Below are 26347 nucleotides of genomic sequence, written 5' to 3'. Positions count from 1 at the left end.
GGGATGTGATACCTGACACCATTTATTCGGTTGCGCCATAGTTGCTCTTGGGCAATAGTTGCATGAGCGCTAGCATTCGAGGGTGCCCGACAAATCTCCTGATCTTCTCTTCGAACTACTCAACGACTTCTTCACCCAACTGTTGAGTGCGGGGGAGTCGGAGTCGATGGACAACCTCATCGAGCTGGACCTCACGTTTTCGCAGGTGCGCATGCTCTTCGCGCTGGTTCAGCACGGTGAGCCACTTCCGATCAACGAGGTGGCCGAGCGGTTGCGGCTCTCGGTGGCCGCAGCGGGTCGGAACGTCGATCAACTCGTGAAACTGGGTCTGGTCGTTCGCCGGGAGGACGAACGCGACCGGCGGGTCAAGCGGGTCTCCTTGTCGGAGGCCGGACATAAGGTCGCTACCCAGCACATCGAATGCAAGCGTGATCAATTGCGACGGTTCGCATGGCGGGTTCCGGAGATCGAGCGGACTCGGCTGATCGAGGCACTACAACCGATCCTCGCGGGGGAGTCCCTGCGAGAACTCAACCAGGAGATACTCGGATGACATCGCCGACCGCCGCGAACGCGGCGCCCGACAAGCTCGACGGCACGGTCCTCAAGATCGCGTCCGTGGTGGTGCTCGGTGCCATCATGTCGATCCTCGACGTGACCGTCGTCAGCGTCGCGTTGCCGACGTTCGCCACGGAGTTCGACACCACGTACGCCACTGTCGCGTGGACGATGACCGCGTACACGCTCGCCCTGGCCACCGTCATCCCCGTCACAGGGTGGGCGGCCGACCGATTCGGCACCAAGCGCCTCTACATGACGGCGCTCGTGCTGTTCGTCCTCGGCTCGGTGCTGTGTAGCTTCGCGTGGGACATCACGTCACTCATCGGCTTCCGCGTCCTGCAGGGCCTCGGCGGCGGCATGTTGATGCCGCTCGGCATGACGATCATGACGAAGGCGGCCGGCCCCGACCGTGTCGGCCGGGTCATGGCGGTTCTCGGAATCCCCATGCTGCTCGGCCCCATCGGTGGTCCGATCCTCGGCGGCTGGCTGATCGAGGCGGCGAGCTGGCACTGGATCTTCCTGATCAACCTGCCCATCGGCATCATCGCCCTGGCTGCCGCGTTCATCATCCTGCCCTCCGACAACGCGTCGCCCTCGGAGTCCTTCGACTTCCTCGGCATGCTGCTGCTCTCGCCGGGTCTGGCTCTGTTCCTGTTCGGTGTGTCGTCCATCCCGGAGGTGGGCACGGTCGCTTCGGCTCGCGTGCTCGTGCCCGGTGCGATCGGCCTGGCGCTGATCGTCGCGTTCGTCGTCCACGCACTCCGCAAGGATCACCCGCTGATCGACCTGCACCTGTTCAAGAACCGGCAGCTGTCGGTCGCGGTCATCACGACCTCGCTGTTCATCGTCGCATTCATGGGTGCCGGTCTGCTGTTCCCCAGCTACTTCATCCAGGTCGGTGGTCACACCACGCTCGCCGCCGGTCTGCTGATGGCTCCGCAGGGTATCGGCGCGATGCTGACCATGCCGGTGGCCGGACGTCTCGTCGACAAGATCGGCCCCGGCAAGATCGTGCTGACGGGTCTGCCGTTGATCCTGATCGGTCTGGGTGTCTTCACGCAGGTGGCGTCGGACTCGCCGACCTGGCTGCTGATGGGTGCGCTGTTCGTGATGGGCATGGGCATGGGCTGCACCATGATGCCGCTGATGACGGCAGCGATCGTCACGCTGTCCAACGAGCAGGTCGCGCGCGGTTCCACGCTGATGAACATCGTCCAGCAGACCGCCGGTTCGATCGGTACCGCCGTCATGTCGGTGGTCCTCACCAACCAGCTGCTCGATCGCGGTCTCGACAGTCAGACGGTCGCGATGCAGCACGTGCCCGAGGTCGCCGCACAGGAGCCTCCCGGAATGGTGGATCAGGTCCTGAGCCAGGCCGCCGATGCGTTCGGCAACACGTTCCTGGTCGCCACCGTGCTGATCGCCTTGACGCTCATCCCGGCGTTCCTGCTGCCGCGGAAGAAGTCGGTCAACCCGAAGCTCGAGGCCGAAGGTGCCCCGACGGTCATGATGCACTGATCAGGTTCGTTCGATCCGAACGTCGCCGAGGGCGAACGAGCTGCGCTTGCCGCCCTTCGTCGTTCCCGGAATAGGACGAGGTGGTTGAATGTTGCAATAGTTTCATGCAAACGCATGGAGTTCTGGCGCGAGAGGAACAGCTATGCAGTTCGGAATCTTCACCGTCGGCGACGTGACCCCCGATCCCACCACCGGCCGTACCCCCACCGAGCACGAGCGCATCAAGGCGATGACGACCATCGCCAAGCATGCGGAGGACGTCGGGCTCGACGTGTTCGCCACCGGCGAGCACCACAACCCGCCGTTCGTGCCGTCGTCCCCGACCACCATGCTCGGCTACCTCGCAGCGCAGACCGAGAAGATCATCCTGTCGACGTCCACGACGCTGATCACCACCAACGACCCGGTGAAGATCGCCGAGGACTACGCGATGCTGCAGCACCTCGCGGACGGCCGGGTGGACCTCATGATGGGTCGCGGAAACACGGCCCCCGTCTACCCCTGGTTCGGGCAGGACATCCGCCAGGGGATTCCGCTGGCGCTCGAGCACTACCGGCTGCTGCGCCGGCTGTGGGACGAGGACGTCGTCGATTGGCAGGGACAGTTCCGCACCCCGCTGCAGGGGTTCACGTCCACGCCGCGTCCGCTCGACGGCATCGCGCCTTTCGTGTGGCACGGCTCGATCCGCAGTCCGGAGATCGCCGAGATCGCGGCGTTCCACGGTGACGGTTTCTTCGCCAACAACATCTTCTGGCCGAAGGAGCATTACATCGCCCTGATCAACCTCTACCGCGAGCGGTACGAGCACTACGGTCACGGCCGCGCGGACCAGGCGATCGTCGGACTGGGCGGGCAGGTGTTCATGCGCCGGAACGCCAAGGACGCCGTCGACGAGTTCCGGCCCTACTTCGACAACGCCCCCGTCTACGGCCACGGGCCGAGTCTCGAGGACTTCACCGAGCAGACTCCGCTGACCGTCGGCACACCGGAGCAGGTGATCGAGAAGACCCTGACGTTTGCCGACTTCTTCGGCGACTACCAGCGGCAGTTGTTCCTCGTCGACCATGCGGGACTACCCCTGAAGACGGTGCTCGAGCAACTGGATCTGCTCGGCGGCGAGGTCGTGCCCGTGCTGCGCAAGGAGTTCGCTGCCCGCCGACCTGCCGGCGTGCCGGACAACCCGCCGACGCACGCGTCGATGAAGGCCGATCGCGAGCCCGTCGATGCCGCCCGTCAGTAGGACCGAACGCGCGGCCGAGGCGTGGGAGGCGATCTTCCGCGCCCAGGTCGCGGTGATGCGCAACCTCGCCGCCGACGACGTGTGGGACGAGCTGAGCATGCGCGAATACGACGTGCTGTTCACGCTCGGCCGGGCCCCCGGGCGCAGACTGCGTCTGCACGATCTCAACCGGGAGATCCTGCTCAGCCAGCCGTCGCTGAGCAGGCTCGTCGAGCGGCTGGCCGGGTCCGGATTCGTCACGCGGGAATGCGATCCGGGCGACCGCCGGGGGACCGTCGTCGCTTTGACGGACGAGGGTGCTCGTGTGCAGAAGTCCGTCGGACGTCGGCACGCGGCGAGCATCCGGAGACACGTCGGCCCGGCACTGTCCGACGACGAACTCGACACGCTCACCGAGCTCTGCGCGAAACTGCGCGGCGCACAGGACTGACGGAAGGCACGATGGAACAGTGAGCAATCTGGAGACGAATTCGGTGGAAGAGCGGTGCGAGTCGCACCCCGACGGCGGGGGCATCCAGGTGCTCGGTGCGCGCGAGGTCCCGCTCGGCGGTCCCCGCGCGATGCCGGTCCGGCGCACCCTCCCGCAGCGGGAGCGGTCGCTGATCGGAGCGTGGTGCTTCGCCGACCACTACGGTCCGGACGACGTCGGGACGACGGGCGGGATGAACGTTCCGCCGCACCCACACACGGGACTGCAGACGGTGAGCTGGTTGTTCACCGGCGAGATCGAACACCGCGACAGCATCGGCTCGCATGCGATGGTGCGTCCCGGTGAGCTCAACCTGATGACCGCGGGGCGGGGGATCGCGCACTCCGAGGTCTCGACCCCGCAGACACGCATCCTGCACGGCGCGCAGCTGTGGGTGGCGTTGCCGGCGTCGGCGCAGGACGCGGATCCGGCGTTCGAGACGTACGCACCCGACCCGGTCGAACTGGACGGCGCGACCGTGCGGGTGTTCCTCGGGAGCACGGTGGGCTCCACGTCGCCGGTGCGCACATTCACGCCGCTGCTCGGCGCGGAGATCCTCCTGGCGCCGGGTGCGGACGTCACCCTCGACATCGAACGTGGCTTCGAGGTCGGGGTGCTCGTCGACGAGGGCGAGGTGCAGCTGCGCGGGACCACGCTGCGGTGGGCGGAACTCGGCTATCAGCCGCCCGGGGAGGCGCTGGTGGCGCTGCGCAACGCGGGCGGAACGCGGGCCCGGCTGCTGCTGCTCGGAGGTGAGCCGCTGGGCGAACAGGTGATCATGTGGTGGAACTTCCTCGGCCGCACCCACGAGGACATCGTCGGCTCCCGCCGTGAGTGGCAGTCCGAGCTCCGGGGCGCGGCGCCCGCGGACCCCCGGTTCGGCACGGTCGAGGGCTATGACGGCGATCCGCTGCCCGCACCCGAACTGCCGAACAGCCGGCTGAAACCGCGCGGCTGAGAAGACGGCGGATCAGTAGCTGGTCATCGACGTGTTGGCCCCGCAGAGCACCACGCAGAGCGGCTTGTCGTCGGCGGGGGCGAGTTGTCCGGTGACGATCGCGGCGAGCGCCGCGGCGGTGCCGTGCTCGACGACGATCCGGAACTCCTCCCACAGCAGTGTTCGCGCGTCGATCAGGGCGTCGTCGTCGACGATCAAGCTGGACACGGGCCGCGACAGGACGGTGTCCCAGGCGATGGAACCGATCTTGGTGGCGCCGAGGGAATCGCCGGCGATGCTGTCGATGTCGATGTCCACGGGTTGCCGGGCGGCGACCGCGGAGTGCAGCGTCGCCGCTCCGCTCGGTTCCACGCCGTAGATGCTGTCGTCCTCGCCGCTGCCTGCGACGACACCGGAGAGCAGTCCGCCGCCGCCGACGGCGATCACGTAGGACAGCGGCTCGGCGACGTCGTCCTGGATCTCTAGGGCGATGGTGCCCGCCCCGGCGACGATGTCGGGGAGATCGTAGGCGTGCAGGGCGAGAGCGTTCGACGACGTCGCGAGTTCGTCCGCATACTCGGCCGCCTCGGCGTATCGAGCACCGACCTTGCGTACGTCCGCGCCGAGCGCGATCAGCTTGTCGATCTTGACGTCGGGTGCGGTGACGGGGACGACGACCGTGCACTTCACACCCCTGAGACGCGACGCCCAGGCCGCGCCGATGGCGGCGTTCCCGCCGGACGCGATGACGACACCCGCGTCGTCGAGCCGCCCGTCCTCCTCGGCGTGGAGCAGCGCGTTGAGGCTGCCCCGCACTTTGAACGAGCCCCCGTACTGCAGGAACTCGAGTTTGAAGATCACCGGTACGGCGCCGTGCACGGTGGGGACGGTGGCGCGGAACGTGGGTGTCCTGCGGATCAGGCCGGTGATGCGCTCACGCGCCCTGTCCACGGATGCGCGGTCGACGGATTCAGCCATGGTCCCATCGTTCCATCCCGTGCGGCCGCGACTACCGCGGCTGCTTGACCGTCGCCGTGCCCTGGGCGGCGGCGCACAGTACCTCCGAGCCGTCGTCCTGCACCGCGTAGATGTCGCACCGGCACAACGCCTGTCGCCGGGTCGACGCGTCGGCTCGGGCGTCCGCCCGCAGCAGCACGCCCTGGGCGGGGCGGAGGTAGGTGATCGTGAAGCCGGCGGTCATGATGTTCGCGCCGAGCACGGTGCCCGCGGCGAACGTCAGAGCGTTGTCGGCGGCGTATGACAGGACACCGCCGTGCACGAAGCCGTTCTGTTGCCGCAGTTCGTCCCGGACCGGGATCTCGAGGGTGGTGCCGCCCTCCCCGAACTGGGTCATGCGGGCGCCGACCAGCACGCTGAACGGCTGGGCCGCCAGCACGGCCTGCGCGGTGTCGGCGGTGAGCGCGACGTCGACTGTCATCCTCTACTCCTGGTTCCGTAGCGAGTTCCATGCGGCGGTCGCCAGTTCGGGCGCCACGGCGGTGGGGTCGGTGGTCATGGCGCCCGCGAGCCACTGGCGGGAGTACTCCTGGGCCGGGCCCAGCCACAGCGCGTAGAGCACGTCGAACTCGAACCGGCGGACCGTTCCGTAGTGTTCGTGGACCCGCCACCAGTGGGTGACGTCGCGGAAGAACGCCGCGTTGGTGGAATCGGCCCGCTCGTCGATGCCCGGGGGCCGGGGCGCGGCGAGGATGGTGGCCCGCTGCGGGTTGCCGGACACCCACTGCAGGTGGCGGACGACAGCGCCTTCCACCCCGGACCGCGCATCCGCGCATTTCGTGAGCGCGGTCCGGAATCCGTCCTGATAGTCGGCGAGAGCGCGTAACCAGACCTGGAGGTACAGCTCTTCCTTGTTCGGGAAGTGGTGGTAGACGGCTCCCACGCTGACACCGGCCTCGTGCCGGATGTCGGCGAGCCGCGTCGCGAGGACGCCGCGGCGGGCGAAGTGGCCCTCCGCCGCGTCCAGCAACAGACTTTGAATCGGCACCTACCGAATATAGTTCGGTCGGGGTCGCGGGGGAAGCGAGTTCGCAGGATTACGGCGAAGGGCGGCGTCGTTCCTGGGACGATGAGGGCGTGCGCAACCCGCGACAGCCCCGACGGATCACGCCCCGAACGGGACGTCTGGTGTCCCCGCCGCCTCGCCCGCTTCGACGCCCGGGTCCGCCGCCCACGCAAGTCCACGAGTTCGAGGCCGCCGGCCTCCTCGACGGACTCAGCGGATCGGATCGCTCTGCGCGGATGGGCGTCCTGAACACCCTGATCGAGGACGGGGTGTCGATCGACGAACTCCGCGCCGCCTCGCGGAACAATCGGCTCGCGCACCTGCTGCTCGAGCACGCGCTGGCGCCGAAGGGCCGGTACGGCATCGACGAGATCTCCGAGAAGACCGGCGTCACCGTGGAGGACGCCCGGCGGTGGTTCCGGGCGATCGGCCGGGGTGCGTCGGAGGACGGGACGTTCTACGACGACGGCGACCTCGACCTCGCGCGCGGACTCAAGCAGTACCGGGATCTGGGGCTCGACGAGAGCGGAATCTTCGCGGCCGCCCGGGTCCTCGGCCGCAACCTCTGGACGGTCGCCGACGCCGCGGACGCGCTCCTACAGGAGCGACTCGAGGCGACGCGGGATCACCCCGAGGTGGCCCTGCGGTACGCGGTCGAGGTGCGGCGCATCGCGGATTTCGAGGCGCAGATCCTGGCACACCTCATCGCCACGACTCTGCGCCACCAACTGCGCTCCGATGCGGTGGGTATCGCCAGGGACTCGAACCTGCAGGTTCGAGGGGCGCAGGAGATCGGCGTCTGCTTCGCCGACCTCGTCGGATTCACGCTGCTCGGTGAGCAGGTGGCGCCCGCCGATCTGGGACGGGTGGCCGAGCGGCTGGACGGGCTGGCCACCGATCTGGTGCTTCCGCCGGTGCGTCTGGTGAAGACGATCGGCGACGCCGTCATGTTGGTCTCGCCCGATCCCAACGCGCTGGCATACACCGCGCTCGACCTCGTGCAGGCCGCCCGCGCCGAGGGGCTTCCGCCGTTGCGGGCCGGGATCGCCTGGGGCACAGCCGTGCCGAGCGCGGGCGACTGGTTCGGCAGGCCCGTGAACATGGCGAGCCGCGTCGTCGCGGTCGCGCCGTCTCACGAGGTGGTCGTGACCGGCGAGTTCTACGACGAACTCGACACCGACGAGTTCTGGGGTGAACCGGCGGGCAGTCACCGCCTCAAGGGGATCGACGTCCCCCAGGAGCTCTTCGGGATCGGCCGCCGGTCCGTCGCCTGAGCGACGCGGCTCCGAAAACGTGTCGTACCCCCGCGATATCGTCATGGCACAGCTCACAGAAGCACATCGAGTGAGGCGCATCATGACTGGCGATTCGGGCGCAGACTGGCATTTCTACGCGGTGGTCGAAACCGCGGTGGACGGCGGTCACACGCTCGCCGCGTTCGGGCCGCGACCCACGGCGCTCGACGCGCTCCGGCTGGCCGTGCATTCGGTCAACCACACCGCGTATTCGGTTCTCGAACAGGGCATCGCGGGCGATGCGCGTGCCGAGGCGAGCGTCGTCGAGCGGTTGCCGATCACATCGTTCACGATCAGGCGGCACCACCGCAGCACGAGCGAGCTCGACGCCCGCTGGATGCTGAACGGCGGCAGGCATCACCGGCAGGGCTACCGCGGTTCGGTCGTGAGGTAGTACTCGAGCACCGGCCCGACCCAGCGCATCAGCTGCTCGTGCGTCATGTCCGCCACGGGCGGCACCCGGAGTACGTAGCGCGAGAAGGCGAGTCCGAGGACCTGCGACCCGACGAGGGCCGCGCGTTCGTCCGGGCGGTCCGCCGTGACCACGGCCAGCGCGGGCGCCACCTGGCGGGCGAAGACCTGCAACATCGCCTCGGCGGCCCGCGGGCTGCTCGCCGCCGCGCGGAGCAGGGGGAGGAACGCGCCGTCGTTCTCCCACACCGCGAAGAAGCGCGGCATGAGCACGGTCGCGAGGTCCTTCGCGGGAACGTCGTGGAGGTCGGGCAGGTGCAGATCGAATTCGGCGGCCTCGGCGAACAGTGATTCCTTGTTGCCGAAGTACCGGACCACCAGTGCGGGGTCGACGCCCACATCCGACGCGACGGCGCGCATCGTCGTGCGTTCGTAGCCGTCGGTGCCGAATCGGGCGCGGGCGGCGTCGAGTATCGCGGCGCGGGTGGCGACGGCGGAGCGGGCGCGGCGGTCGGGCATTCTCAGAGTGTAAGTCAACAGCTGTTGACCTGGCGCCGGGATGCGCCTACCGTTGAAGTCAACAGTTGTTGACTTAGCTGGGGCACTTTCGATCGGAGGCAACGTCATGAAGCACATCGACGTGGTGGTGATCGGCGCGGGACCCACCGGATGCATGCTCGCGGGAGAGTTGGCGGCGGCCGGCCGATCGGTGACGGTGCTGGACAAGCGCGCCGCGCCGTCCACCCTCAGCCGCGCATTCGGCGTCCACGCCCGCACCCTCGAACTGCTCGACGCCCGCGGACTCGCCGACCGACTCGTCGCCACCGGCGCCGCCTCACCCGGTCTGAAGCTGTGGCGCGGTGCAGCGCTTTACCTCGGGCGCCTGCGGTCCCGGTTCCCGTTCGTCCTCGTCACCCCGCAGCGGAACGTCGACGCACTCCTGGAGGAACACGCCCGGGACAGGGGCGCCGACATCATCCGCGGGTTCACCGTGACCGGGGTGGAGCAGGACGGGAACGGCGTGCGCGTTCACGGCCACGACAATTCTGGACGCGACAGCACGTTCCTCGCGACGTATGCGGTCGGTGCGGACGGCGCGCACAGCGCGGTGCGGACGATGATCGGGCAACCGTTCCCCGGCAAGGCCGTGCTGCGGTCGATCATGCTCGCCGACGTCGAACTCGAAAACCCACCGGACAATCTCGTGACCGTCAACGCCGTCCGCGACGGATTCGCGTTCATCGCACCGTACGGCGACAACCTGTTTCGCGTGATCGCCTGGAACCGGCGGCATCAGGTGGACGACACCGCGCCCGTGGACCGGGAGGAACTGCGCAGCACCATCGAAGTCGCCATGGGCACGGACTACGGCCTCGGCGACGTGCGGTGGCAGTCGCGTTTCCACTGCGACGAACGGCAGGTCCTGCAGTATCGGACGGGCCGGGTGTTTCTCGCCGGTGACGCCGCCCACGTGCATTCCCCTGCTGGCGGACAGGGAATGAATACCGGCATTCAGGACGCCGTCAATCTCGGATGGAAGCTCGCGGCCGTCCTGGACGGCGCGGACGACGCGGTGCTCGACACGTACCACTCCGAGCGGCACCCGGTGGGCCGGCTGGTTCTGCGGTCGAGCGGTGCCACGATGCGGATGATGATTGTCAGGCCGTGGATCCTCCGGAAGATCCGGAACGGGTTAGTGGCGGCGCTTCTCGGCTTCCCGGCGATCGGCGACGCGATCGCCCGGATGTTCTCGGGGATCGGAATCGGGTACGGCCACGTCGCCGGCGAGAGCACCCTCGTCGGCCGACGCGCCGACGACCTGCCCACCGACGGCGGACGGCTGTACGAGGTGATGCGCTCGGGCGGTTTCGTCCTGGTCACCGAGGACGGGGTTCCTGTCCCGGGCGATGTCCGCGCGGTGACCCGGACCGACGAGGGCCCCGCACTGCTCGTGCGTCCCGACGGCTACATCGCCTGGGCGGGCGACAGTGCGTCCGGGCTGTGGCGGGGCGTCCTGGAACGGTGGACGGCCCGCACGTCGAACGGTGCCCGGCCGGTCAGCCGGTGACGTCCGAATGGCTGTTGAACGCCTGCGCTCGCAGGTCCCGGGAGAGATGATCCCGTTGCTCGAGCACCAGCCGTCGTAGCGCGGCGGGCGCATCGGCGTGGGTGGCGAGCCAACCGTCCGCCGCGTCGAGTGTGGGCTCGGACGGGAACAGCCCGACCACGATCCGCCGCGCGATTTCGATACTGCGCTCCTCCCACACCGAGCGGATCGAGGCGAAGTAGTCGGCAGCGTATCCCTCGACGAGGTCGTTCCGGGCACCTGCGCGGAACCCGGCGATGATCGCGCCGAGATGTTCGTTGGACAGTGTGCGGTCGTGGAAGATCGATTCCCAGGCCTTCGCCTTCACGTCCGGGTCCGGTCGCGAGAAACTCGCCCGCAGGTACGCGGTGCGGCCGGAGCCGGTGTCGTCGCGGCGCAGCTCACCGTCGAGGTCCGCGTCGTCGGCGTGCCCGGTGGCGGCGAGCGCGCCCCAGAATCCCCAGCGCAGATCCGGGTCGAGCGACAGGCCGGTCGGTGCCGGCCCGCCGGCCTCGAGAATCGACCGGATGCCGGCCGCGCGACTGCCGTCCATCGCCGCTGCAGACGCCACCGCCCGTGCCCAGGCGAGTTGGCTTCCCGAACCCGGCGTGGCGTTCCACAACGCGCGCCAGGTGTGCTCGAGCCAGTCGAGGCGGGCGGTGTCGCGCGAGGTCTCGGGGAAGAAGTGCTCGATCGCATAGGGGGCGTTGGCCTGCACCGACGTGAGGAGGGTCAGGTGCGACTCCGCCGGCGAGAACCGCTGGGCCATCGACAGATACCGCGTGGCACCCAGTTCGCTGTCGCGGGTCGCGTTCCACAGCGACGACCAGATCAGGCCACGCGCCAGCGGGTCGCGGACCCGGTCGAGGGAGGTCTCGACGGTGGTCAGCGATCGGTCGTCCAGCCGCACCTTCGCGTACGTCAGGTCGGCGTCGTTGAGCAACACGAGCGGCGCGTCGGCGAGATCGATCGGGGTGTGGGCGTCGGCGAGGTCGACCTCGACCCGCTCCACGCACAGGAGGTCGCCGGTCCCGTCGAAGTCGTAGCGCCCGACGCCGAGGCGGTGTGGACGCGGATCGGTCTGCACGATCGAGGCGCGCCCGTCGGCGCCGCGCTGCAGGCTCAGTGCGGACACGCCGGTGGTCTGCAACCAGGCGCGCGCCCAGCTCGTCAGGTCCCGGCCCGACGTGGCCGACAGTTCCGTCAGCAGATCCGTGAGGGTGGTGTTCCCGAAGGCGTGGGCGCGGAAGTAGCGGCGTGCCCCCTCGAAGAACGCATCACGCCCGGCGTACGCGACGAGTTGCTTGAGGACGCTGGCGCCCTTCGCGTACGTGATGCCGTCGAAGTTCAGTTTCGCGGCCTCGAGATCGACGATGTCCGCGACGATCGGATGCGTCGTCGGCAACTGGTCCTGCAGGTACGCCCACGCCTTGCGACGGTTGGCGAAGGCCACCCACGCGTCGGTCCACCGGGTGGCCTCCGCGTTGGCCAGTGCGCCCATGTAGTCGGCGAACGATTCCTTGAGCCACAGGTCGTCCCACCACACCATCGTGACGAGGTCGCCGAACCACATGTGGGCCATCTCGTGCAGGATCGTGTTGGCCCGGCCCTCGTACTGGGAGTCGGTGGCGGCGCCGCGGAACACGTACGCCTCGGTGAACGTCACACAGCCGGGGTTCTCCATGGCGCCGAGGTTGTACTCGGGGACGAACACCTGGTCGTACTTGCCGAACGGGTAGGGGTAGTCGAAATTCTCCGTGAAGAACCCCAGCCCCTGCCGGGTGATCTCGAAGATCGTGTCCGCGTCGAGGTACCGCGCGAGCGAGGCGCGGCACAGGACGCCCAGCGGGATCGTGACGTCGCCGCCACTCCATTCCGAGTCGACCCGGTGGTAGGGCCCGGCCGCGACGGCGGTGATGTAGGTGGAGATCGGCAGGGTCGGCGCGAACGTGACCACCTGCCCACCGGTGGTGTCTTCCCGCTCGGCGACCTGCTGGTTGGAGACCACCTCCCACTCCTCCGGCGCGGTGACGACGAACGTGAACGGCGCCTTCAGGTCCGGCTGTTCGAAGCACGTGAACACCCGCCGCGCGTCCGCCGGTTCGTACTGCGTGTACAGGTACGTCTGCCCGTCCGCCGGGTCGAGGAACCGGTGCAGACCCTCACCGGAACGGCTGTACTCGCCCCGAGCGGCGACGGTCACGACGTTGGATTCACGCAGTCCGGTCAACGCGATACGGGCGCCGTCGTAGTCGACGGGGACGTCGGCGCCGTTGACCGTCACCGACTCCACACCGGCGCCGAGGAAGTCGAGCCAGGTCGTGGACGTGCGGGCGGTGAACTCGACGGTCGTGGTGGTCGCGAACGTCCCGACCTCCCGGTCGACGGCGCCGAGTACGTCCAGTTCCACCCGATAGCCGAGAACGTCGATCGCGCGGGAACGTTCGGCGGTTTCGGCTCGGGTCAGGTTCGCTGTGCTCACGCGTCGATCCTGCCAGCCCCGCCCGCAGGCCGTGCCGCTACCGGTTGCTCAGGACGGAGCCGACGCCGGCCGCGACGACGAGCGCGATCGCGGCCAGCGACTGCAGTCCGAGGACCTGCCCGAGCACGATCACCCCGGCGAGGGTCGCGGCCGCAGGCTCGAGCGCGATGAGCACGGCGAACACTTTTTTGTTCATCACCTGCAGCGCCCGTAGCTCGAGCGAGTACGGGATCACCGACGACAGCAGGGCCACCGCCGCGCCCACGGCCAGGATCCGGGGGTCGAACAGTGCGGTGCCGCCGGACATGGCGCCGAGCGGAAGCGTCAGGGCCGCCGCGACGATGCTCGCGCCGGCGAGGCCGTCCGCGCTGGGAACCGTTGCCGCGAGGTTCGAGCCGGCGACGATGTAACCGGCCCACGCCGCCCCGGCGGTGAGCGCGAATGCCACCCCCACGAGGTCGAGGGCCTCGGCGCCCGAGTTCTCGCGCACGCCGAGCATGACCACGCCGGTCAGCGCCGCCAGCACCCACACACCGTCCCGCAGTCTTCGCGACAGCACGGCGGCGAGGGTGAGCGGACCCAGGAACTCGATGGTGACGGCGGTGCCGAGCGGGAGCCGCGCGAGGGCCTCGTAGAACGCCGAATTCATCACGGCCAGCGCCACTCCGAGTGCGAGGATGCCCTCGCGCTGCGTTCGCGTCCACCGTCGCCACCGCGGCCGCACGATCACCCCGAGGATGATCGCCGCGATCGTCAGCCGCAGCGACACCGCGCCACTGGCGCCCACCGCCTCGAACAGGGTGCTCGCGAAGGCGGCGCCGAACTGGACGGACAGCACCGATCCGAGGACCGAGACGACGGGAAGAAGCTGACTGCGCGGCTCGGCTGTCACCGGTGTGCGATGCCCGGGTTCACTCGCCGGTGAAGTTCGGGCTGCGGCGATCGAGCATCGCGCCGACCGCCTCGTGATGGTCCGCGGTGTGATGGGCGAGCGACTGCATGGCCGCCGACAGTTCGAGGAGGCTCTCGAGGCTCTGGTGACGGCCTTCGCGTAGCAGCTTCTTGGTCATCCGCAGCACCTGCGGCGGGTTGACCGCCACCCGCTCGGCGAGTGCTCGTGCCGCGCCGAGGAGTTCCTCGGGCTCGGTGACCTGCGAGACGAGTCCCCACTCGAGGGCTTTCGCGGCGTCGATCGCGTCGCCGGTGAACGCCATCTCGCTGGCCCGCGCCATCCCGACGGCCTGCGGCAGGAACCAGGCGCCGCCGTCGCCGGGGACGAGTCCGACCTTGACGAAGCTCTCCGCGAATACGGCGGCCGTGGAGGCGATCCGCATGTCGCACATCAGGGACAGGTCGCATCCGGCACCGATCGCGGGTCCGTTGACGGCGGCGATGGTCGGCACCTCACAGTGGTAGAGGGCCAGCGGGATGCGCTGGATACCGTGCCGGTAGCCCTGCCGCAGGTCGGCGGGGGAGCCGCCGAACATTCCGGCGCGGTCGCGCATGTGCTTGACGTTGCCGCCGGAGGAGAACGCCGAACCCGCACCCGTGACGATCGCGACGCGCACGCTGGGATCACCGTTGACGTCGGCCACCGCATTCTCGAGCGCCTCGATCACGTCCGGCTCGGAGATCGGGTTGCGCGCCTCCGGACGGTTGAGCGTCCAGGTGACGATGTCGCCTTCGCGGGTGGTGAGCACGGCGTCGGTCATGGACGACTCCCTCGGGTGTGAGCGCGGATTCGAGACCGTCCCAGTCTGTCATTGCGCTCAGATGCCGGTGCGCCGTACCAGTGCGTCGGTGGCGGACGGCGCGAACGTGCCGAGCAGCCGGAACAGTTCGGCGTAACTGGGGAGCAGTTCGATCGGCCGGGTGCGCACGGCGGTGACGAACCATTCCGCCGCCTGCCCTGGAGTCAGGGCGGCCATCGCGTCGTAGTCCGTGGTGGGCGCGATCATCGGCGTCCGGACCAAGGGAAAGTCCAGGGTGGTCACGGAGATTCCGCGGTCGCGCACTTCGGCGCCGAGGCTCCGGCCGAACGCGCCGACGGCAGCCTTGGACGCGTGGTAGGCGGAGAACTTGGGCATGACACCGGCAGGCACGCCCCACGTCGCGACATTGATGATGTGGCCCTTGCGGCGCTCGATCATCGACGGGAGCAACGCGAGGGTCAGCCGCGTCGAGCCGAAGTAGTTGACGGCCATGGTGCGTTCGAAATCGTGGAATCGGTCCAGTGAGTCCTCGACCGTCCGCCGGATCGACCGCCCGGCGTTGTTGACGAGTACGTCGACGGGGCCGATCTCCCCGAGCACCTGAGCGACGAGGGCGTCGACGGACTCCGGGTCCGTGAGGTCGCAGGGAACGGCGTGCGCGTCGCAACCGGACCGCAGGATGTCGTCGCGCACCGACTCGAGGGCGTCGGAGCCGCGGGCCACGAGGACGACCTCCGCGCCGAGCGCGGCGAGCCGGCGTGCGGCCGCTTCCCCGACTCCCGAGGAACCACCGGTGACGAGGATCCGTTTCCCGGTGATGCGGTGGCCGGTTCCCGGTACGACTCGGGCGGCCAGTGCGCGCGGGGAGGGGAGTGGGTTGAGCGCGGCATGGGTGAGCAACTGTCGTATCACGTGACCAGCGTGGCACCTCGCCGGGCGATCCGCAGCCAAATAACAATCAATCGTGCTTGCTTTTTTCTGGGGCCGGTGTGATGCTGGTCGCATGGCTGAACTGCAGAGGTTCATCGACGACTTGTGCGCCGAGAGCGATTCACTGGACGCCCTGGTCGCCGACCTCCCCGACTCCCGCTGGGCCGATCCGACGCCGGCCGAGGGCTGGACCATCGCACACCAGATCGGACATCTGCTGTGGACCGACGAGGCCGCCCTCCTGGCGATCACCGACCCCGACGGCTTCACCGAGCAACTCACGGTGGCCGCCTCGAACCCGGCCGGCTTCGTCGATGCCGGTGCCGAGGAGCACGCCCGGCGGCAACCCGCGGAACTGCTCGCGGCCTGGCGCTCGGCCCGCGCCCGACTCGCGGAGGCCCTCCTGTCGGTGCCGCCCGGGCAGAAGATCCTCTGGTACGGCCCGCCGATGAAGGCGGCCTCGATGGCCACCGCCCGGTTGATGGAGACGTGGGCACACGGCCAGGACGTCGCCGACGCGCTCTCGGTGCCGCGCACACCCACCGAGCGGTTGAAGAGCATCGCCCACCTCGGTGTCCGCACCCGCGACTTCGCCTACGCCGTCAACGAACTCGCCCCACCCGCGGAGGAGTTCCGCGTCGAACTCACCGCCCCCGACGGGGTGTCCGTCTGGACGTGGGGACCCGAGGATGCCGCGCAGAAGGTCACCGGGCCCGCCGAGGACTTCTGCCTTCTCGTCACCCAGCGCGCGAACCGGGCGGATCTCGCCCTCGAGGCCACCGGCGCCGATGCGGACACGTGGCTGAACATCGCTCAGGCCTTCGCGGGCCCCGCGGGCGGCGGGCGTGAGGCGGGAACCCGATGACCGTGCGGATCGGCAACTGCTCCGGCTTCTACGGCGACCGGTTGTCGGCGATGCGCGAGATGCTCGAAGGCGGCGAGCTCGACTACCTGACCGGCGACTACCTCGCCGAACTCACCATGCTGATCCTCGGCCGCGACCGCATGAAGGACCCGAACCGCGGGTACGCCAAGACATTCCTCCGTCAGGCGGAGGACTGCCTCGGGTTGGCCCTCGACAAGGGAGTCCGCGTCGTCGCCAACGCCGGCGGCCTCAACCCGGCCGGTCTCGCGGACGCGTTGCGGGAGGTGAGCGACAAGCTGGGGCTGCAGGCGAAGATCGCCCACGTCGAAGGCGACGACCTCATCGGCCGGGCCGCCGAACTGGGGCTGGGCAGCCCGCTGACCGCCAACGCCTACCTCGGCGCGTGGGGCATCGTCGAATGCCTGAATGCCGGCGCCGACGTCGTCGTCACCGGGCGTGTCACCGACGCGTCCGTGATCGTGGGCCCGGCGGCCGCGCACTTCGGCTGGCAGCGAGACGCTTTCGACCAGCTCGCCGGCGCCGTGGTGGCGGGGCACGTCATCGAATGCGGCACCCAGGCCACGGGCGGCAACTACGCGTTCTTCACCGAGATCGACGACCTCGACCGTCCCGGATTCCCGATCGCCGAGATCGACTCGGACGGTTCGTCCGTCATCACCAAGCACCCCGGGACCGGCGGCGCCGTGAACGTCGGTACCGTCACCGCGCAATTGCTGTACGAGATCACCGGTGGCCGCTACGCCGGTCCCGACGTGACCGCGCGGATCGACTCCGCCGCACTGTCGCAGGACGGACCCGACCGCGTGCGCATCAGCGGTGTCACCGGGGAGGCGCCGCCGCCGCAGCTCAAGGTGTCGCTGAACACGCTCGCGGGATTCCGCAACGAGGCCGTGTTCGTCCTCACCGGCCTCGACATCGAGGCCAAGGCGGCCCTGGTGAAGCGGCAGCTCGAGGGGTGGCTTCCCGCCCGGCCTGCCGAACTCGACTGGTCGCTCGCCCGCACCGATCACCCGGACGCCGACACCGAGGAGGCCGCGAGCGCGCTGCTGCGCTGCGTGGTCCGGGATTCCGACGCCAACGCGGTCGGACGCGGATTCTCCTCCGTCGCAGTCGAAATGGCACTTGCGAGCTACCCCGGATTCACGCTGACGGCGCCGCCCGGGCAGGGGCAGCCGTACGGCGTGTTCACCCCGGGATACGTGTACGCCAAGGAGGTGCCGCACGTCGCGGTGCTGCCGGACGGAACGCGCGTCGACATCGAACCCGCCACCGACGTCCGGGAACTCGAGGACGTCGCCGAACCCGCGCTCCCGGAGCCGCGGGGCGCCGAACCCACGGTCCGGGTGGCGCTCGGCACCATCGCCGGGGCGCGCAGCGGGGACAAGGGCGGCAACGCGAATGTCGGTGTGTGGGTGCGTACCGACGAACAGTGGCGGTGGCTGGCCCACGCCCTGACCGTCGACGAAGTCAAGCGCCTCCTCCCGGAGGCCGCCGACCTCACCGTCACGAGATATGTGCTGCCGAAACTGCGCGCCGTCAACTTCGTGATCGAGGGAATCCTCGGGCAGGGCGTCGCGTCCCAGGCCCGGTTCGACCCGCAGGCCAAAGGTCTCGGCGAATGGCTGAGATCCCGGCACCTCGACATACCGGAAGCACTCCTTCCCGAAGGGACGACGTTGTGAGCGTGTGGGACACACCCGAACGGCAGGAACTGCGCAAGACGGTGCGCAGCTTCGTCGAACGGCAGATACTGCCGCACCTGGACGACTGGGAACGCGACGGCGAACTGCCCCGCGCGCTGCACCGGGAGGCCGCCGAGCTGGGACTCCTCGGCGCCGGCTTCCCCGAATCCGTCGGAGGCGAGGGCGGAGACCTCGTCGACGCCGTACTGATCTGCGAGGAATTCCATCAGGCGGGGGCCTCGGGCGGGGCGTTCGCTTCCCTGTTCACGTCGGGAATCGCCCTGCCGCACCTCGCCGCGGCCGGTGACCCGGAGCAGATCGAGAAGTGGGTCCGCCCCACCCTGCGCGGCGAGCTCATCGGCTCGCTCGCCATCACCGAACCCGGCGGCGGTTCCGACGTCGGCCATCTGCGGACCACCGCGATCCGCGACGGCGACCACTACGTCGTCAACGGGTCGAAGACGTTCATCACCTCCGCCGTGCGGGCCGACTTCGTCGTCACCGCCGTCCGCACCGGCGGTCCCGGCGCATCCGGGGTCTCCCTGCTCGTGATCGAGAAGGGCACACCGGGATTCGAGGTGGCACGCAAACTCGACAAGATGGGCTGGCGCGCGTCGGACACGGCCGAGTTGTCGTTCGTCGACGCGCGGGTGCCCGCCGCAAACCTGGTCGGCGAGGAGAACAGCGGGTTCGCGCAGATCGCGCAGGCGTTCCTCACCGAGCGCATCGCCCTCGCCGCGCAGGCCTATTCGAGCGCACAACGGTGCCTCGACCTCACGCTGCAGTGGGTGCGCGACCGCGAGACGTTCGGCCGTCCGCTGATCAGCAGGCAGTCCGTGCAGAACACGGTCACGGAGATGGCGCGCAAGACCGACGTGGCCCGCGTCTACACCCGAGCGCTGGTAGAGCGTTCGCTCGTGTCGAACGAGGACTTCATCGCGGAGGTCTGCTTCGCGAAGAACACCGCCGTCGAGGCGGGCGAGTGGGTGGCCAACCAGGCCGTCCAGCTGTTCGGCGGCCTCGGCTACATGCGGGAGAGCGAAGTGGAACGGCAGTACCGCGACATGCGCATCCTCGGGATCGGTGGCGGTACCACCGAGATCCTGACGGGGCTCGCGGCCAAGCGATTGGGGTATCAGTCATGACCACGTTGAAGTCCACGCTGGACACGGGTTCCGAAGAGTACGCCGCGGCGGCGAAGGCCATGACGGACAAGCTCGCCGAGATCGACACCGAGCACGCCAAGGCGCTCGCGGGCGGCGGCGAGAAGTACACCGAACGGCACAAGAAGCGCGGCAAGCTGCTCGCCCGCGAACGCATCGAACTGCTCCTCGACCCCGACTCGCCGTTCCTCGAACTGTGCCCGCTCGCGGCGTGGGGCAGCGACTTCCCGGTCGGCGCCAGCACTGTCGTCGGTATCGGCGTGGTGGAGGGCGTCGAGTGCCTGATCGTCGCCAACGACCCGACGGTCCGCGGCGGCACCAGCAATCCGTGGACGTTGCGGAAGGGATTCCGCGCCAACGACATCGCCCGGCAGAATAGGCTCCCCGTCATCTCCCTCGTGGAATCCGGCGGCGCCGACCTTCCCACCCAGAAGGAAGTGTTCATCCCCGGTGGTCGCATGTTCCGCGACCTCACCCAGCTGTCCGCCGCGGGTATCCCGACCATCGCCCTCGTCTTCGGCAACTCGACGGCAGGCGGCGCGTACATCCCCGGCATGTCCGATCACGTCGTCATGATCAAGGAACGGTCCAAGGTGTTCCTCGCCGGACCGCCGCTCGTGAAGATGGCCACCGGTGAGGAATCCGACGACGAAACCCTCGGCGGCGCCGAGATGCATGCGCGCAAGTCCGGCCTCGCCGACTACTTCGCGGTCGACGAGCAGGACGCCATCCGGATCGGCCGCAGCATCGTCAAGCGCCTCAACTGGAAGAAGCAGGGTCCCGCGCCGCGGGCCGAGGTCATCGAACCCCTCGAGGACCCCGAGGAACTGCTCGGCATCGTCCCCGCCGACCTCAAGATCCCGTTCGATCCCCGCGAGGTGGTCGCCCGCATCGTCGACGGCTCCGATTTCGACGAGTTCAAGCCGATGTACGGATCGTCGCTCGTCACGGGCTGGGCCGAACTGCACGGATATCCGGTGGGCATCCTCGCCAACGCGCGCGGCGTGCTGTTCAGCGAGGAATCGCAGAAGGCCACCCAGTTCATCCAGCTCGCCAACCGCTCGAACACGCCACTGTTGTTCCTGCACAACACGACCGGCTACATGGTGGGCAAGGAGTACGAGGAGGGCGGGATGATCAAGCACGGGTCGATGATGATCAACGCCGTCTCCAACTCCACCGTCCCGCACATCTCGATCCTGCTCGGTGCGTCCTACGGCGCCGGCCACTACGGGATGTGCGGACGCGCATTCGACCCCCGCTTCCTGTTCGCCTGGCCCAGCTCCAAATCCGCAGTCATGGGCGGGGCGCAGCTGGCCGGGGTCATCTCCATCGTCAGCCGCGCCTCCGCCGAATCCCGCGGGCAGGCGTTCGACGAAGAGGCAGACGCCGGCATGCGCGCCATGATCGAGAACCAGATCGAGGCGGAATCCGTGCCGATGTTCCTGTCCGGTCGCCTCTACGACGACGGCGTGATCGACCCGCGCGACACCCGAACCGTGGTGGGAATGTGCCTGTCGGCCATTGCCAACGCCCCGATCGAAGGCGCCGAGAACTTCGGCGTCTTCCGGATGTGAGGCCCGACATGATCCAGTCCGTACTGGTTGCCAATCGTGGTGAGATCGCCCGCCGCGTCTTCGCCACCTGCCGCCGCGCAGGCATCGGGACCGTCGCCGTGTTCTCGGACGCCGACGCCCTCAGCCCGCACGTCGCCGAGGCCGACACCGCGGTCCGGTTGCCGGGCAACAGTCCCGCCGACACCTACCTGCGCGGTGACCTCGTCATCGAGGCGGCACTGCTCGCCGGCGCCGATGCCATCCACCCCGGCTACGGGTTCCTCTCCGAGAACGCGGACTTCGCGCGCGCCGTCCACGAGGCGGGCCTGACGTGGATCGGCCCGCCAGCGCCCGCCATCGAAATGATGGGTTCGAAGGTGGAGTCCAAGAAGATGATGGCCGCCGCCGGAGTCCCGGTGCTGACCGAACTCGACCCGGACGCCGTCACCGAAGCGGACCTGCCGGTGCTCGTCAAGGCGTCCGCAGGCGGTGGCGGACGCGGCATGCGTGTCGTGCGTGAACTCGCGGACCTCCCGGAACAGCTGGAAGGGGCCCGCCGCGAAGCGCAATCGGCCTTCGGTGACCCGACCGTGTTCTGCGAGCGCTACCTGGAAACGGGCAGGCACATCGAGGTCCAGGTGATGGCCGACCGGCACGGAACCGTCTGGGCGGTGGGGGAGCGTGAATGCTCCATCCAGCGTCGGCACCAGAAGGTGGTGGAAGAGGCGCCGTCACCGTTGGTCGACGCCGTCCCCGGGATGCGCGAGCGACTGTTCGAGGCCGCCCGGCTCGCGGCGAAGGCCATCGACTACGAGGGTGCGGGGACGGTCGAGTTCCTGGCTTCCGGTCGAGCGGAGCGAGGGGGAGATGACCCGGACCAGGGGAACTTCTTCTTCCTCGAGATGAATACCCGGCTGCAGGTGGAACACCCGGTCACCGAGTGCACCACCGGCCTCGACCTCGTGGACCTGCAGTTGCAGGTCGCTGCGGGCGGCAGGCTCGACCCCGAACCGCCCGCCGTGTCCGGCCATTCCATCGAGGTCCGGCTGTACGCCGAGGATCCGGCGCAGAACTGGCAGCCGCAGAGCGGACCGGTCCACCGTCTGGACCTGCCCGAGAACGCGGTCGAATTCGACGTCCTGCGCTCCCCGGGGATCCGCCTCGACTCCGGCGTGGTCGACGGCTCCACCGTCGGCGTGCACTACGACCCGATGCTCGCGAAGGTCATCTCGTTCGCGCCTACCCGCACGCAGGCGGCCACCCGGCTGGCTGCGGCCCTGGGCCGCGCGCAGATTCACGGACTGCGCACCAACCGCGACCTCCTCGTCAACGTGCTCCGCCACCCGGCATTCCTCGCCGGCGACACGGACACCGCGTTCTTCGACACCCACGGGCTGGACGTGCTGGCCCGTCCGCTGGCCTCGGCCGACACCGAGCGACTGTCGGCGCTGGCCGCCGCACTCGCGGACGCCGCGCACAACCGCGACGTCGCGACGGTGAACACCTCGCTGCCCAGCGGATGGCGGAACCTGGCGTCCGCGCCGCAGAGCAAGACGTTCACGGGCGGAGGCGGTGACATCGAGATCCGGTACCTGCTCACCCGGTACGGGCTGAAGGCCGAGGGTTTCGACGACGTCGCGCTCGTGTCGGCCACGGCCCGTCACGTCGCACTGGACGTCGCGGGGCTGCGCCGCTCGTTCGAGGTGTCCCGGTACGGCGACGACGTGTTCGTCGACTCCGCCCTGGGCCCGGTGAGCCTGCACGCCGCACCGCGATTCACCGATCCGAGCGCCGTCGTCGCCGAGGGGTCGCTGCTCGCGCCGATGCCGGGTTCCGTCATCCGCGTCGGCGCCGCGGCAGGCGACTCCGTGACCGCCGGTCAGCCGATCGTGTGGCTCGAGGCGATGAAGATGGAACACACGATCAAGGCACCGGCCTCCGGCGTCCTCACCGAACTTTCCGTGACCGCCGGTCAGCAGGTCGACGTGGGAACGGTCCTTGCAGTAGTCGAAGCAGCGCAGCCTGAAGGAGAACTATGAGCTTCATCGAGACCGAAGAACAGAAGGAACTCCGCGCCTCCGTGTCGAGGCTCGGGGAGCGGTTCAACTACGTCGACTACGTGTTGCCCCGGGCGCGGCGCAGCGAACCGCTGACCGAATTGTGGAACGAGGCCGGCAAACTCGGCTTCCTCGGCGTCAATCTCCCCGAAGAATACGGGGGCGGCGGCGCAGGCATCTACGAACTCGCCCTCGTCCAGGAAGAACTCGCGGCCCACGGCGCCGGCCTCCTGCTGGTGGTCGTGTCGCCGGCCATCTGCGGCACGATCATCGGCAAGTACGGCACCGAGGAGCAGAAGCAGACCTGGCTCCCCGGCCTCGCCGACGGCTCGAAGATCATGGCGTTCGGCATCACCGAGGCCGACGCGGGTTCGAACTCGCACCAGATCACGACCACTGCGCGGCGGGTCCGGTCGAGCGAAGCGAGGGGTGATGGTCAAGCCGAAGACTGGCTGCTGTCGGGGAACAAGATCTACATCTCCGGGGTCGACCAGGCCGACGCCGTGCTGATCGTCGCGCGGACCGAGGACTCGAAGACCGGCAAGCTGAAGCCTGCACTGTTCATCGTCCCCGCCGACGCCGAGAACTTCGTGAAGACGCCGATGGAGATGGACATCGTCGAGCCCGACCACCAGTTCATGCTGTTCCTCGACGACGTCCGGCTGCCCGCCGACGCGCTCGTCGGCGAGGCCGACGCGGCGTTGATGCAGCTGTTCGCGGGTCTCAACCCCGAACGCATCCTCGGCGCCGCCATGGCGATCGGCATGGGCCGCTACGCGCTGGACGCCGCGGTGCGGTTCGCGAAGGACCGCACGGTGTGGAAGGAGCCGATCGGCGCGCACCAGGGCATCTCGCATCCGCTGGCGCAGATCAAGATCGAACTCGAACTCGCCAAGCTGATGATGCAGAAGGCGGCCGTCCTCTACGACAGCGGCGACGACTTCGGCGCCGCCGAGGCCGCCAACATGGCCAAGTACGCCGCCGCCGAGGCCAGCATCAAGGCACTCGACCAGGCCGTCCAGACGCACGGTGGCGCGGGTCTCACCAAGGAATACGGTCTCGCGGCGATGCTCGGTGCGGCACGCATCGCCCGTGTGGCCCCGGTGAGCCGGGAAATGATCCTCAACTTCGTCTCCCAGCACTCGCTCGGGCTGCCGAAGTCGTACTGATGTCGAACGGACAGCACATGACCGACGTGGAATCCGACCGGTACGTCCGGTACGAGGTGAACCGGGGGTTCGCCACCCTCACCCTCGATTCGCCCCACAACAGGAACGCCATCTCCGGCAGGCTCGTGGACGAACTGCTGCAGGGATTGCGGGACGCCGCCGCGGACAACGACGTCCGCGGCGTCGTCCTCACCCACACCGGCAGCACGTTCTGCGCCGGGGCGGATCTGAGTGAGACGTCCGGCGACGTCGGCTCACGCACCCGGCAGATGGCCGCACTGCTACGGGCGATCGTCGAGTTGCCGAAGCCGGTGATCGCCCGGATCGACGGTCACGTCAGGGCCGGGGGCATGGGATTGGTCGGGGCCTGCGACATCGCCGTCGCCGGCCCGCGCAGCACGTTCGCGCTCACCGAGGTCCGGCTCGGACTCGCCGCGTCGATCATCTCGTTGACCGTGCTGCCCCGCATCGATTCGCGCGCCGCGAGCCGCTACCTCCTCACGGGCGAGAAGTTCGGTGCCCACGAGGCGGAGGCCATCGGGCTGATCAGCGAGTCCGACGAGGATCCCGAGGACACCGTCCAGGAATTGCTCGACCAGTTGCGGCAGGCCTCGCCGCAGGGGTTGGCCGAGTCGAAGACCCTCACGACCCGGAGCGTGCTCGCCGATTTCGACCGCTACACCGACGAGCTGACCGCCCAGTCGGCGAGGCTGTTCGAATCCGAGGAGGCGCGGGAGGGCATGATGGCGTTTCTGCAGAAGCGGCCGCCGAGATGGGCCTCCGGCCCCGTGCGTGGTTGACGAGTCTCAGGACTCGTCACCCGCTCACGGGCGCGCAGCGCGACGAGAGGAAGTGACACATGACCCGCGAACCGAAGCAGGACCGTAGCCGGGTCACGCGCGGACATCTCCTCGAGGTCACCATCGACTGCCTCGCCGAGTCGGGCTGGGGTGCCACCACGGTGAGCCTCGTGGCCCAGCGCGCCGGCGTGTCCCGCGGCGCGACCCAGCACCATTTCCCCACCCGCGAGGACCTCATCACCGCGGCCCTCGAGGTCATGTTCGACGCCCGGATGGAGCAGGCCCGCCGCGAGGCCACCGACCTGCCGACCGGGGAGGGACGCACCGAGGCCGTGGTGTCGCGGCTCGTCGACTACTACACGGGCACCCTGTTCAAGGCGGCGCTGCAGGTCTGGACGGCCGCCGCCGCCGACCCCGAACTCCGGGCCCGGATCGTGCCGCTCGAGGAACGGTTCGGGCGGGTCGCGCACCGCACCGCCGTCGAGCACTTCGGGTTCGACGACGCCGATCCGGTGGCGCACCGGCTTGTCCAGGCCACCCTCGATCTCGCCCGCGGACTCGGTCTGGCCGACGTGCTCACGGACGACTCCAAACGACGGGCGGAGATCGTGCGCCAGTGGGCGGCGCAGCTGGACGCGGCACTACCGCGGAGCGGTGAGTTGGCAGAGCCGCGGAGCGGTGAGTTGGTAGAGCCGCGGAGCGGTGAGTTGGTAGAGCCGCGGAGCGGTGAATCGGTAGAGCCGCGGAGCGGTGAATCGGTAGAGCCGCGGAGTCTCGACGTGGCCGTTCTCGACTGATCGGGCAAAGAGCGCGGGGATCGGTAGAGTCACCGACCATGGGCCGGAAATGGGGAGCGCTCGTCCTGATCGCCGTCGCGGCCGGTCTGGCCGGCTGTGGGGGAGACGGAGACGATTCCGGTACCGAACCCGCCGCGCAGCAACTCCCGCAGGTGACCGACCCGGGCCCGTTCTTCGGTCAGTGCGGTTCGGTCACCGACGACGAGGTGGCGAAGGCGTTCGGGATGCCGCCCTTCACCGGCGTGACGCGTAATTCCGTCGGCTGCGAGTGGGAAACCGCGGGAATAGGCGGTCCGAGCGTCACGTTCTCCTGGTACCGCGGCAGTCCCATCGGCCGCGAGCGGGCGGGTTCCGAGCTGATCGGCAGGCCGGCCACCGACATCGACATCCAGGGGCATCCCGGATTCATTGCGTCGTCCGAAGGAATTCTGTGCGAACTCGGTGTGGAGTTCGGGGGCGACTTCGTGCACTGGTCGGTGATGTACGCGGACGCGCAACCCGCGGCGGACCCGTGCACGGTGGCGCGCGATCTCGCCGAACTCAGCGTGTCGAGGGCCAAGTGAGCGGGGGAGT

General features: G+C 68.9%; 25 protein-coding genes. 17 read left to right on the top strand and 8 right to left on the bottom strand.

The genetic code is table 11. From position 1 onward, the window contains the following. Nucleotides 1-82 precede the first annotated feature (82 nt). From RHA1_RS09495 to RHA1_RS09475, 5 genes are all read left to right on the top strand, one after another. On the top strand, nucleotides 83-553 hold the full coding sequence (locus tag RHA1_RS09495; protein WP_005574387.1) for a MarR family winged helix-turn-helix transcriptional regulator: 471 nt from the start codon (nucleotides 83-85) through the stop codon (nucleotides 551-553). Beyond that, nucleotides 550-2079, top strand: coding sequence for a DHA2 family efflux MFS transporter permease subunit (locus RHA1_RS09490; protein WP_009474647.1), 1530 nt, complete (start codon nucleotides 550-552; stop codon nucleotides 2077-2079). The genes RHA1_RS09495 and RHA1_RS09490 overlap by 4 nt, the downstream gene beginning before the upstream one ends. A 142-nt stretch (nucleotides 2080-2221) precedes the next feature. Beyond that, complete coding sequence (locus tag RHA1_RS09485) at nucleotides 2222-3319, top strand: LLM class flavin-dependent oxidoreductase (protein ID WP_009474646.1); 1098 nt, start codon at nucleotides 2222-2224, stop codon at nucleotides 3317-3319. Continuing rightward, nucleotides 3303-3749 (top strand): MarR family winged helix-turn-helix transcriptional regulator, encoded by a 447-nt coding sequence (locus RHA1_RS09480; protein ID WP_011594843.1) that lies wholly within the window; start codon nucleotides 3303-3305, stop codon nucleotides 3747-3749. The genes RHA1_RS09485 and RHA1_RS09480 overlap by 17 nt, the downstream gene beginning before the upstream one ends. A gap of 19 nt (nucleotides 3750-3768) precedes the next feature. Next, nucleotides 3769-4746: a pirin family protein gene (locus RHA1_RS09475; RefSeq protein WP_016882808.1), complete on the top strand. Its 978-nt coding sequence runs from the start codon at nucleotides 3769-3771 to the stop codon at nucleotides 4744-4746. Between the two features lie 12 nt (nucleotides 4747-4758). Here the strand turns inward: RHA1_RS09475 and RHA1_RS09470 are convergent, their stop codons facing one another. Genes RHA1_RS09470 through RHA1_RS09460 form a run of 3 tightly spaced genes read right to left on the bottom strand, consistent with a single transcriptional unit; the run spans nucleotide 4759 to nucleotide 6730 of the window. After that, a complete protein-coding gene (locus RHA1_RS09470) occupies nucleotides 4759-5703 on the bottom strand; it encodes a serine/threonine dehydratase (protein WP_011594841.1) in 945 nt (314 codons plus the stop codon). A gap of 31 nt (nucleotides 5704-5734) precedes the next feature. Continuing rightward, nucleotides 5735-6163, bottom strand: a complete 429-nt coding sequence (locus RHA1_RS09465) for a PaaI family thioesterase (protein WP_011594840.1) — start codon at nucleotides 6161-6163, stop codon at nucleotides 5735-5737. Between the two features lie 3 nt (nucleotides 6164-6166). Continuing rightward, entirely contained in the window at nucleotides 6167-6730 is a 564-nt protein-coding gene (locus RHA1_RS09460) for a TetR/AcrR family transcriptional regulator (RefSeq protein ID WP_009474642.1), read from the bottom strand. Nucleotides 6731-6819: 89 nt separating this feature from the next. Between RHA1_RS09460 and RHA1_RS09455 the strand changes: the two genes are divergently transcribed. Both RHA1_RS09455 and RHA1_RS09450 read left to right on the top strand, forming a co-directional pair. Then, the gene (locus tag RHA1_RS09455) at nucleotides 6820-8022 is read left to right on the top strand and encodes an adenylate/guanylate cyclase domain-containing protein (RefSeq protein ID WP_011594839.1); all 1203 of its coding nucleotides are present in this window, start codon (nucleotides 6820-6822) and stop codon (nucleotides 8020-8022) included. Nucleotides 8023-8104: 82 nt separating this feature from the next. Beyond that, complete coding sequence (locus tag RHA1_RS09450; protein ID WP_011594838.1) at nucleotides 8105-8437, top strand: hypothetical protein; 333 nt, start codon at nucleotides 8105-8107, stop codon at nucleotides 8435-8437. Here RHA1_RS09450 and RHA1_RS09445 read toward each other — a convergent pair. After that, nucleotides 8413-8973 carry a TetR/AcrR family transcriptional regulator gene (locus tag RHA1_RS09445; RefSeq protein WP_011594837.1) on the bottom strand — a complete coding sequence of 187 codons (561 nt, stop codon included), beginning with the start codon at nucleotides 8971-8973 and terminating at the stop codon, nucleotides 8413-8415. The two genes, RHA1_RS09450 and RHA1_RS09445, sit on opposite strands and share 25 nt — an antisense overlap. A gap of 106 nt (nucleotides 8974-9079) precedes the next feature. Here RHA1_RS09445 and RHA1_RS09440 point away from each other — a divergent pair, with 106 nt between their 5' ends. Further along, nucleotides 9080-10522 carry an FAD-dependent oxidoreductase gene (locus RHA1_RS09440; protein WP_011594836.1) on the top strand — a complete coding sequence of 481 codons (1443 nt, stop codon included), beginning with the start codon at nucleotides 9080-9082 and terminating at the stop codon, nucleotides 10520-10522. Here the strand turns inward: RHA1_RS09440 and pepN are convergent. The 4 genes from pepN to RHA1_RS09420 are packed head-to-tail and all read right to left on the bottom strand — an operon-like array spanning nucleotide 10512 to nucleotide 15760. Next, nucleotides 10512-13022 carry an aminopeptidase N gene (gene pepN / locus RHA1_RS09435; RefSeq protein WP_011594835.1) on the bottom strand — a complete coding sequence of 837 codons (2511 nt, stop codon included), beginning with the start codon at nucleotides 13020-13022 and terminating at the stop codon, nucleotides 10512-10514. The two genes, RHA1_RS09440 and pepN, sit on opposite strands and share 11 nt — an antisense overlap. 37 nt (nucleotides 13023-13059) lie before the next feature. Next, nucleotides 13060-13914, bottom strand: a complete 855-nt coding sequence (locus RHA1_RS09430) for an EamA family transporter (protein ID WP_011594834.1) — start codon at nucleotides 13912-13914, stop codon at nucleotides 13060-13062. A 19-nt stretch (nucleotides 13915-13933) separates the two neighbouring features. After that, nucleotides 13934-14734 carry a crotonase/enoyl-CoA hydratase family protein gene (locus RHA1_RS09425; protein WP_011594833.1) on the bottom strand — a complete coding sequence of 267 codons (801 nt, stop codon included), beginning with the start codon at nucleotides 14732-14734 and terminating at the stop codon, nucleotides 13934-13936. Between the two features lie 57 nt (nucleotides 14735-14791). Further along, complete coding sequence (locus tag RHA1_RS09420) at nucleotides 14792-15760, bottom strand: SDR family oxidoreductase (RefSeq protein ID WP_011594832.1); 969 nt, start codon at nucleotides 15758-15760, stop codon at nucleotides 14792-14794. On the opposite strand from RHA1_RS09420, the gene RHA1_RS09415 reads away from it, so the two are divergent. The 9 genes from RHA1_RS09415 to RHA1_RS09375 are packed head-to-tail and all read left to right on the top strand — an operon-like array spanning nucleotide 15738 to nucleotide 26337. Further along, nucleotides 15738-16529, top strand: coding sequence for a TIGR03084 family metal-binding protein (locus tag RHA1_RS09415; RefSeq protein ID WP_011594831.1), 792 nt, complete (start codon nucleotides 15738-15740; stop codon nucleotides 16527-16529). The genes RHA1_RS09420 and RHA1_RS09415 overlap by 23 nt on opposite strands. Next, the gene (locus RHA1_RS09410) at nucleotides 16526-18232 is read left to right on the top strand and encodes an acyclic terpene utilization AtuA family protein (RefSeq protein WP_011594830.1); all 1707 of its coding nucleotides are present in this window, start codon (nucleotides 16526-16528) and stop codon (nucleotides 18230-18232) included. The genes RHA1_RS09415 and RHA1_RS09410 overlap by 4 nt, the downstream gene beginning before the upstream one ends. Next, nucleotides 18229-19377: an acyl-CoA dehydrogenase family protein gene (locus RHA1_RS09405; protein ID WP_009474631.1), complete on the top strand. Its 1149-nt coding sequence runs from the start codon at nucleotides 18229-18231 to the stop codon at nucleotides 19375-19377. Before RHA1_RS09410 ends, RHA1_RS09405 begins: the two co-directional genes overlap by 4 nt. Further along, on the top strand, nucleotides 19374-20972 hold the full coding sequence (locus RHA1_RS09400) for an acyl-CoA carboxylase subunit beta (protein ID WP_041811305.1): 1599 nt from the start codon (nucleotides 19374-19376) through the stop codon (nucleotides 20970-20972). Before RHA1_RS09405 ends, RHA1_RS09400 begins: the two co-directional genes overlap by 4 nt. Nucleotides 20973-20980: 8 nt before the next feature. After that, complete coding sequence (locus tag RHA1_RS09395) at nucleotides 20981-22990, top strand: acetyl/propionyl/methylcrotonyl-CoA carboxylase subunit alpha (RefSeq protein WP_011594828.1); 2010 nt, start codon at nucleotides 20981-20983, stop codon at nucleotides 22988-22990. Continuing rightward, on the top strand, nucleotides 22987-24177 hold the full coding sequence (locus tag RHA1_RS09390) for an acyl-CoA dehydrogenase family protein (RefSeq protein ID WP_011594827.1): 1191 nt from the start codon (nucleotides 22987-22989) through the stop codon (nucleotides 24175-24177). Before RHA1_RS09395 ends, RHA1_RS09390 begins: the two co-directional genes overlap by 4 nt. After that, nucleotides 24177-24977, top strand: coding sequence for an enoyl-CoA hydratase family protein (locus RHA1_RS09385; RefSeq protein ID WP_011594826.1), 801 nt, complete (start codon nucleotides 24177-24179; stop codon nucleotides 24975-24977). Before RHA1_RS09390 ends, RHA1_RS09385 begins: the two co-directional genes overlap by 1 nt. Before the next feature lie 59 nt (nucleotides 24978-25036). Next, nucleotides 25037-25774, top strand: a complete 738-nt coding sequence (locus RHA1_RS09380; protein WP_011594825.1) for a TetR/AcrR family transcriptional regulator — start codon at nucleotides 25037-25039, stop codon at nucleotides 25772-25774. Between the two features lie 38 nt (nucleotides 25775-25812). Beyond that, nucleotides 25813-26337, top strand: coding sequence for a DUF3558 domain-containing protein (locus RHA1_RS09375; RefSeq protein WP_009474625.1), 525 nt, complete (start codon nucleotides 25813-25815; stop codon nucleotides 26335-26337). Nucleotides 26338-26347: the final 10 nt, after the last annotated feature.

Source organism: Rhodococcus jostii RHA1, from assembly GCF_000014565.1.
Classification (GTDB): domain Bacteria; phylum Actinomycetota; class Actinomycetes; order Mycobacteriales; family Mycobacteriaceae; genus Rhodococcus_F; species Rhodococcus_F jostii_A.
Note: the sequence above shows the minus strand (reverse complement) of the source record. Positions and strands in the feature narration are given on the sequence as shown.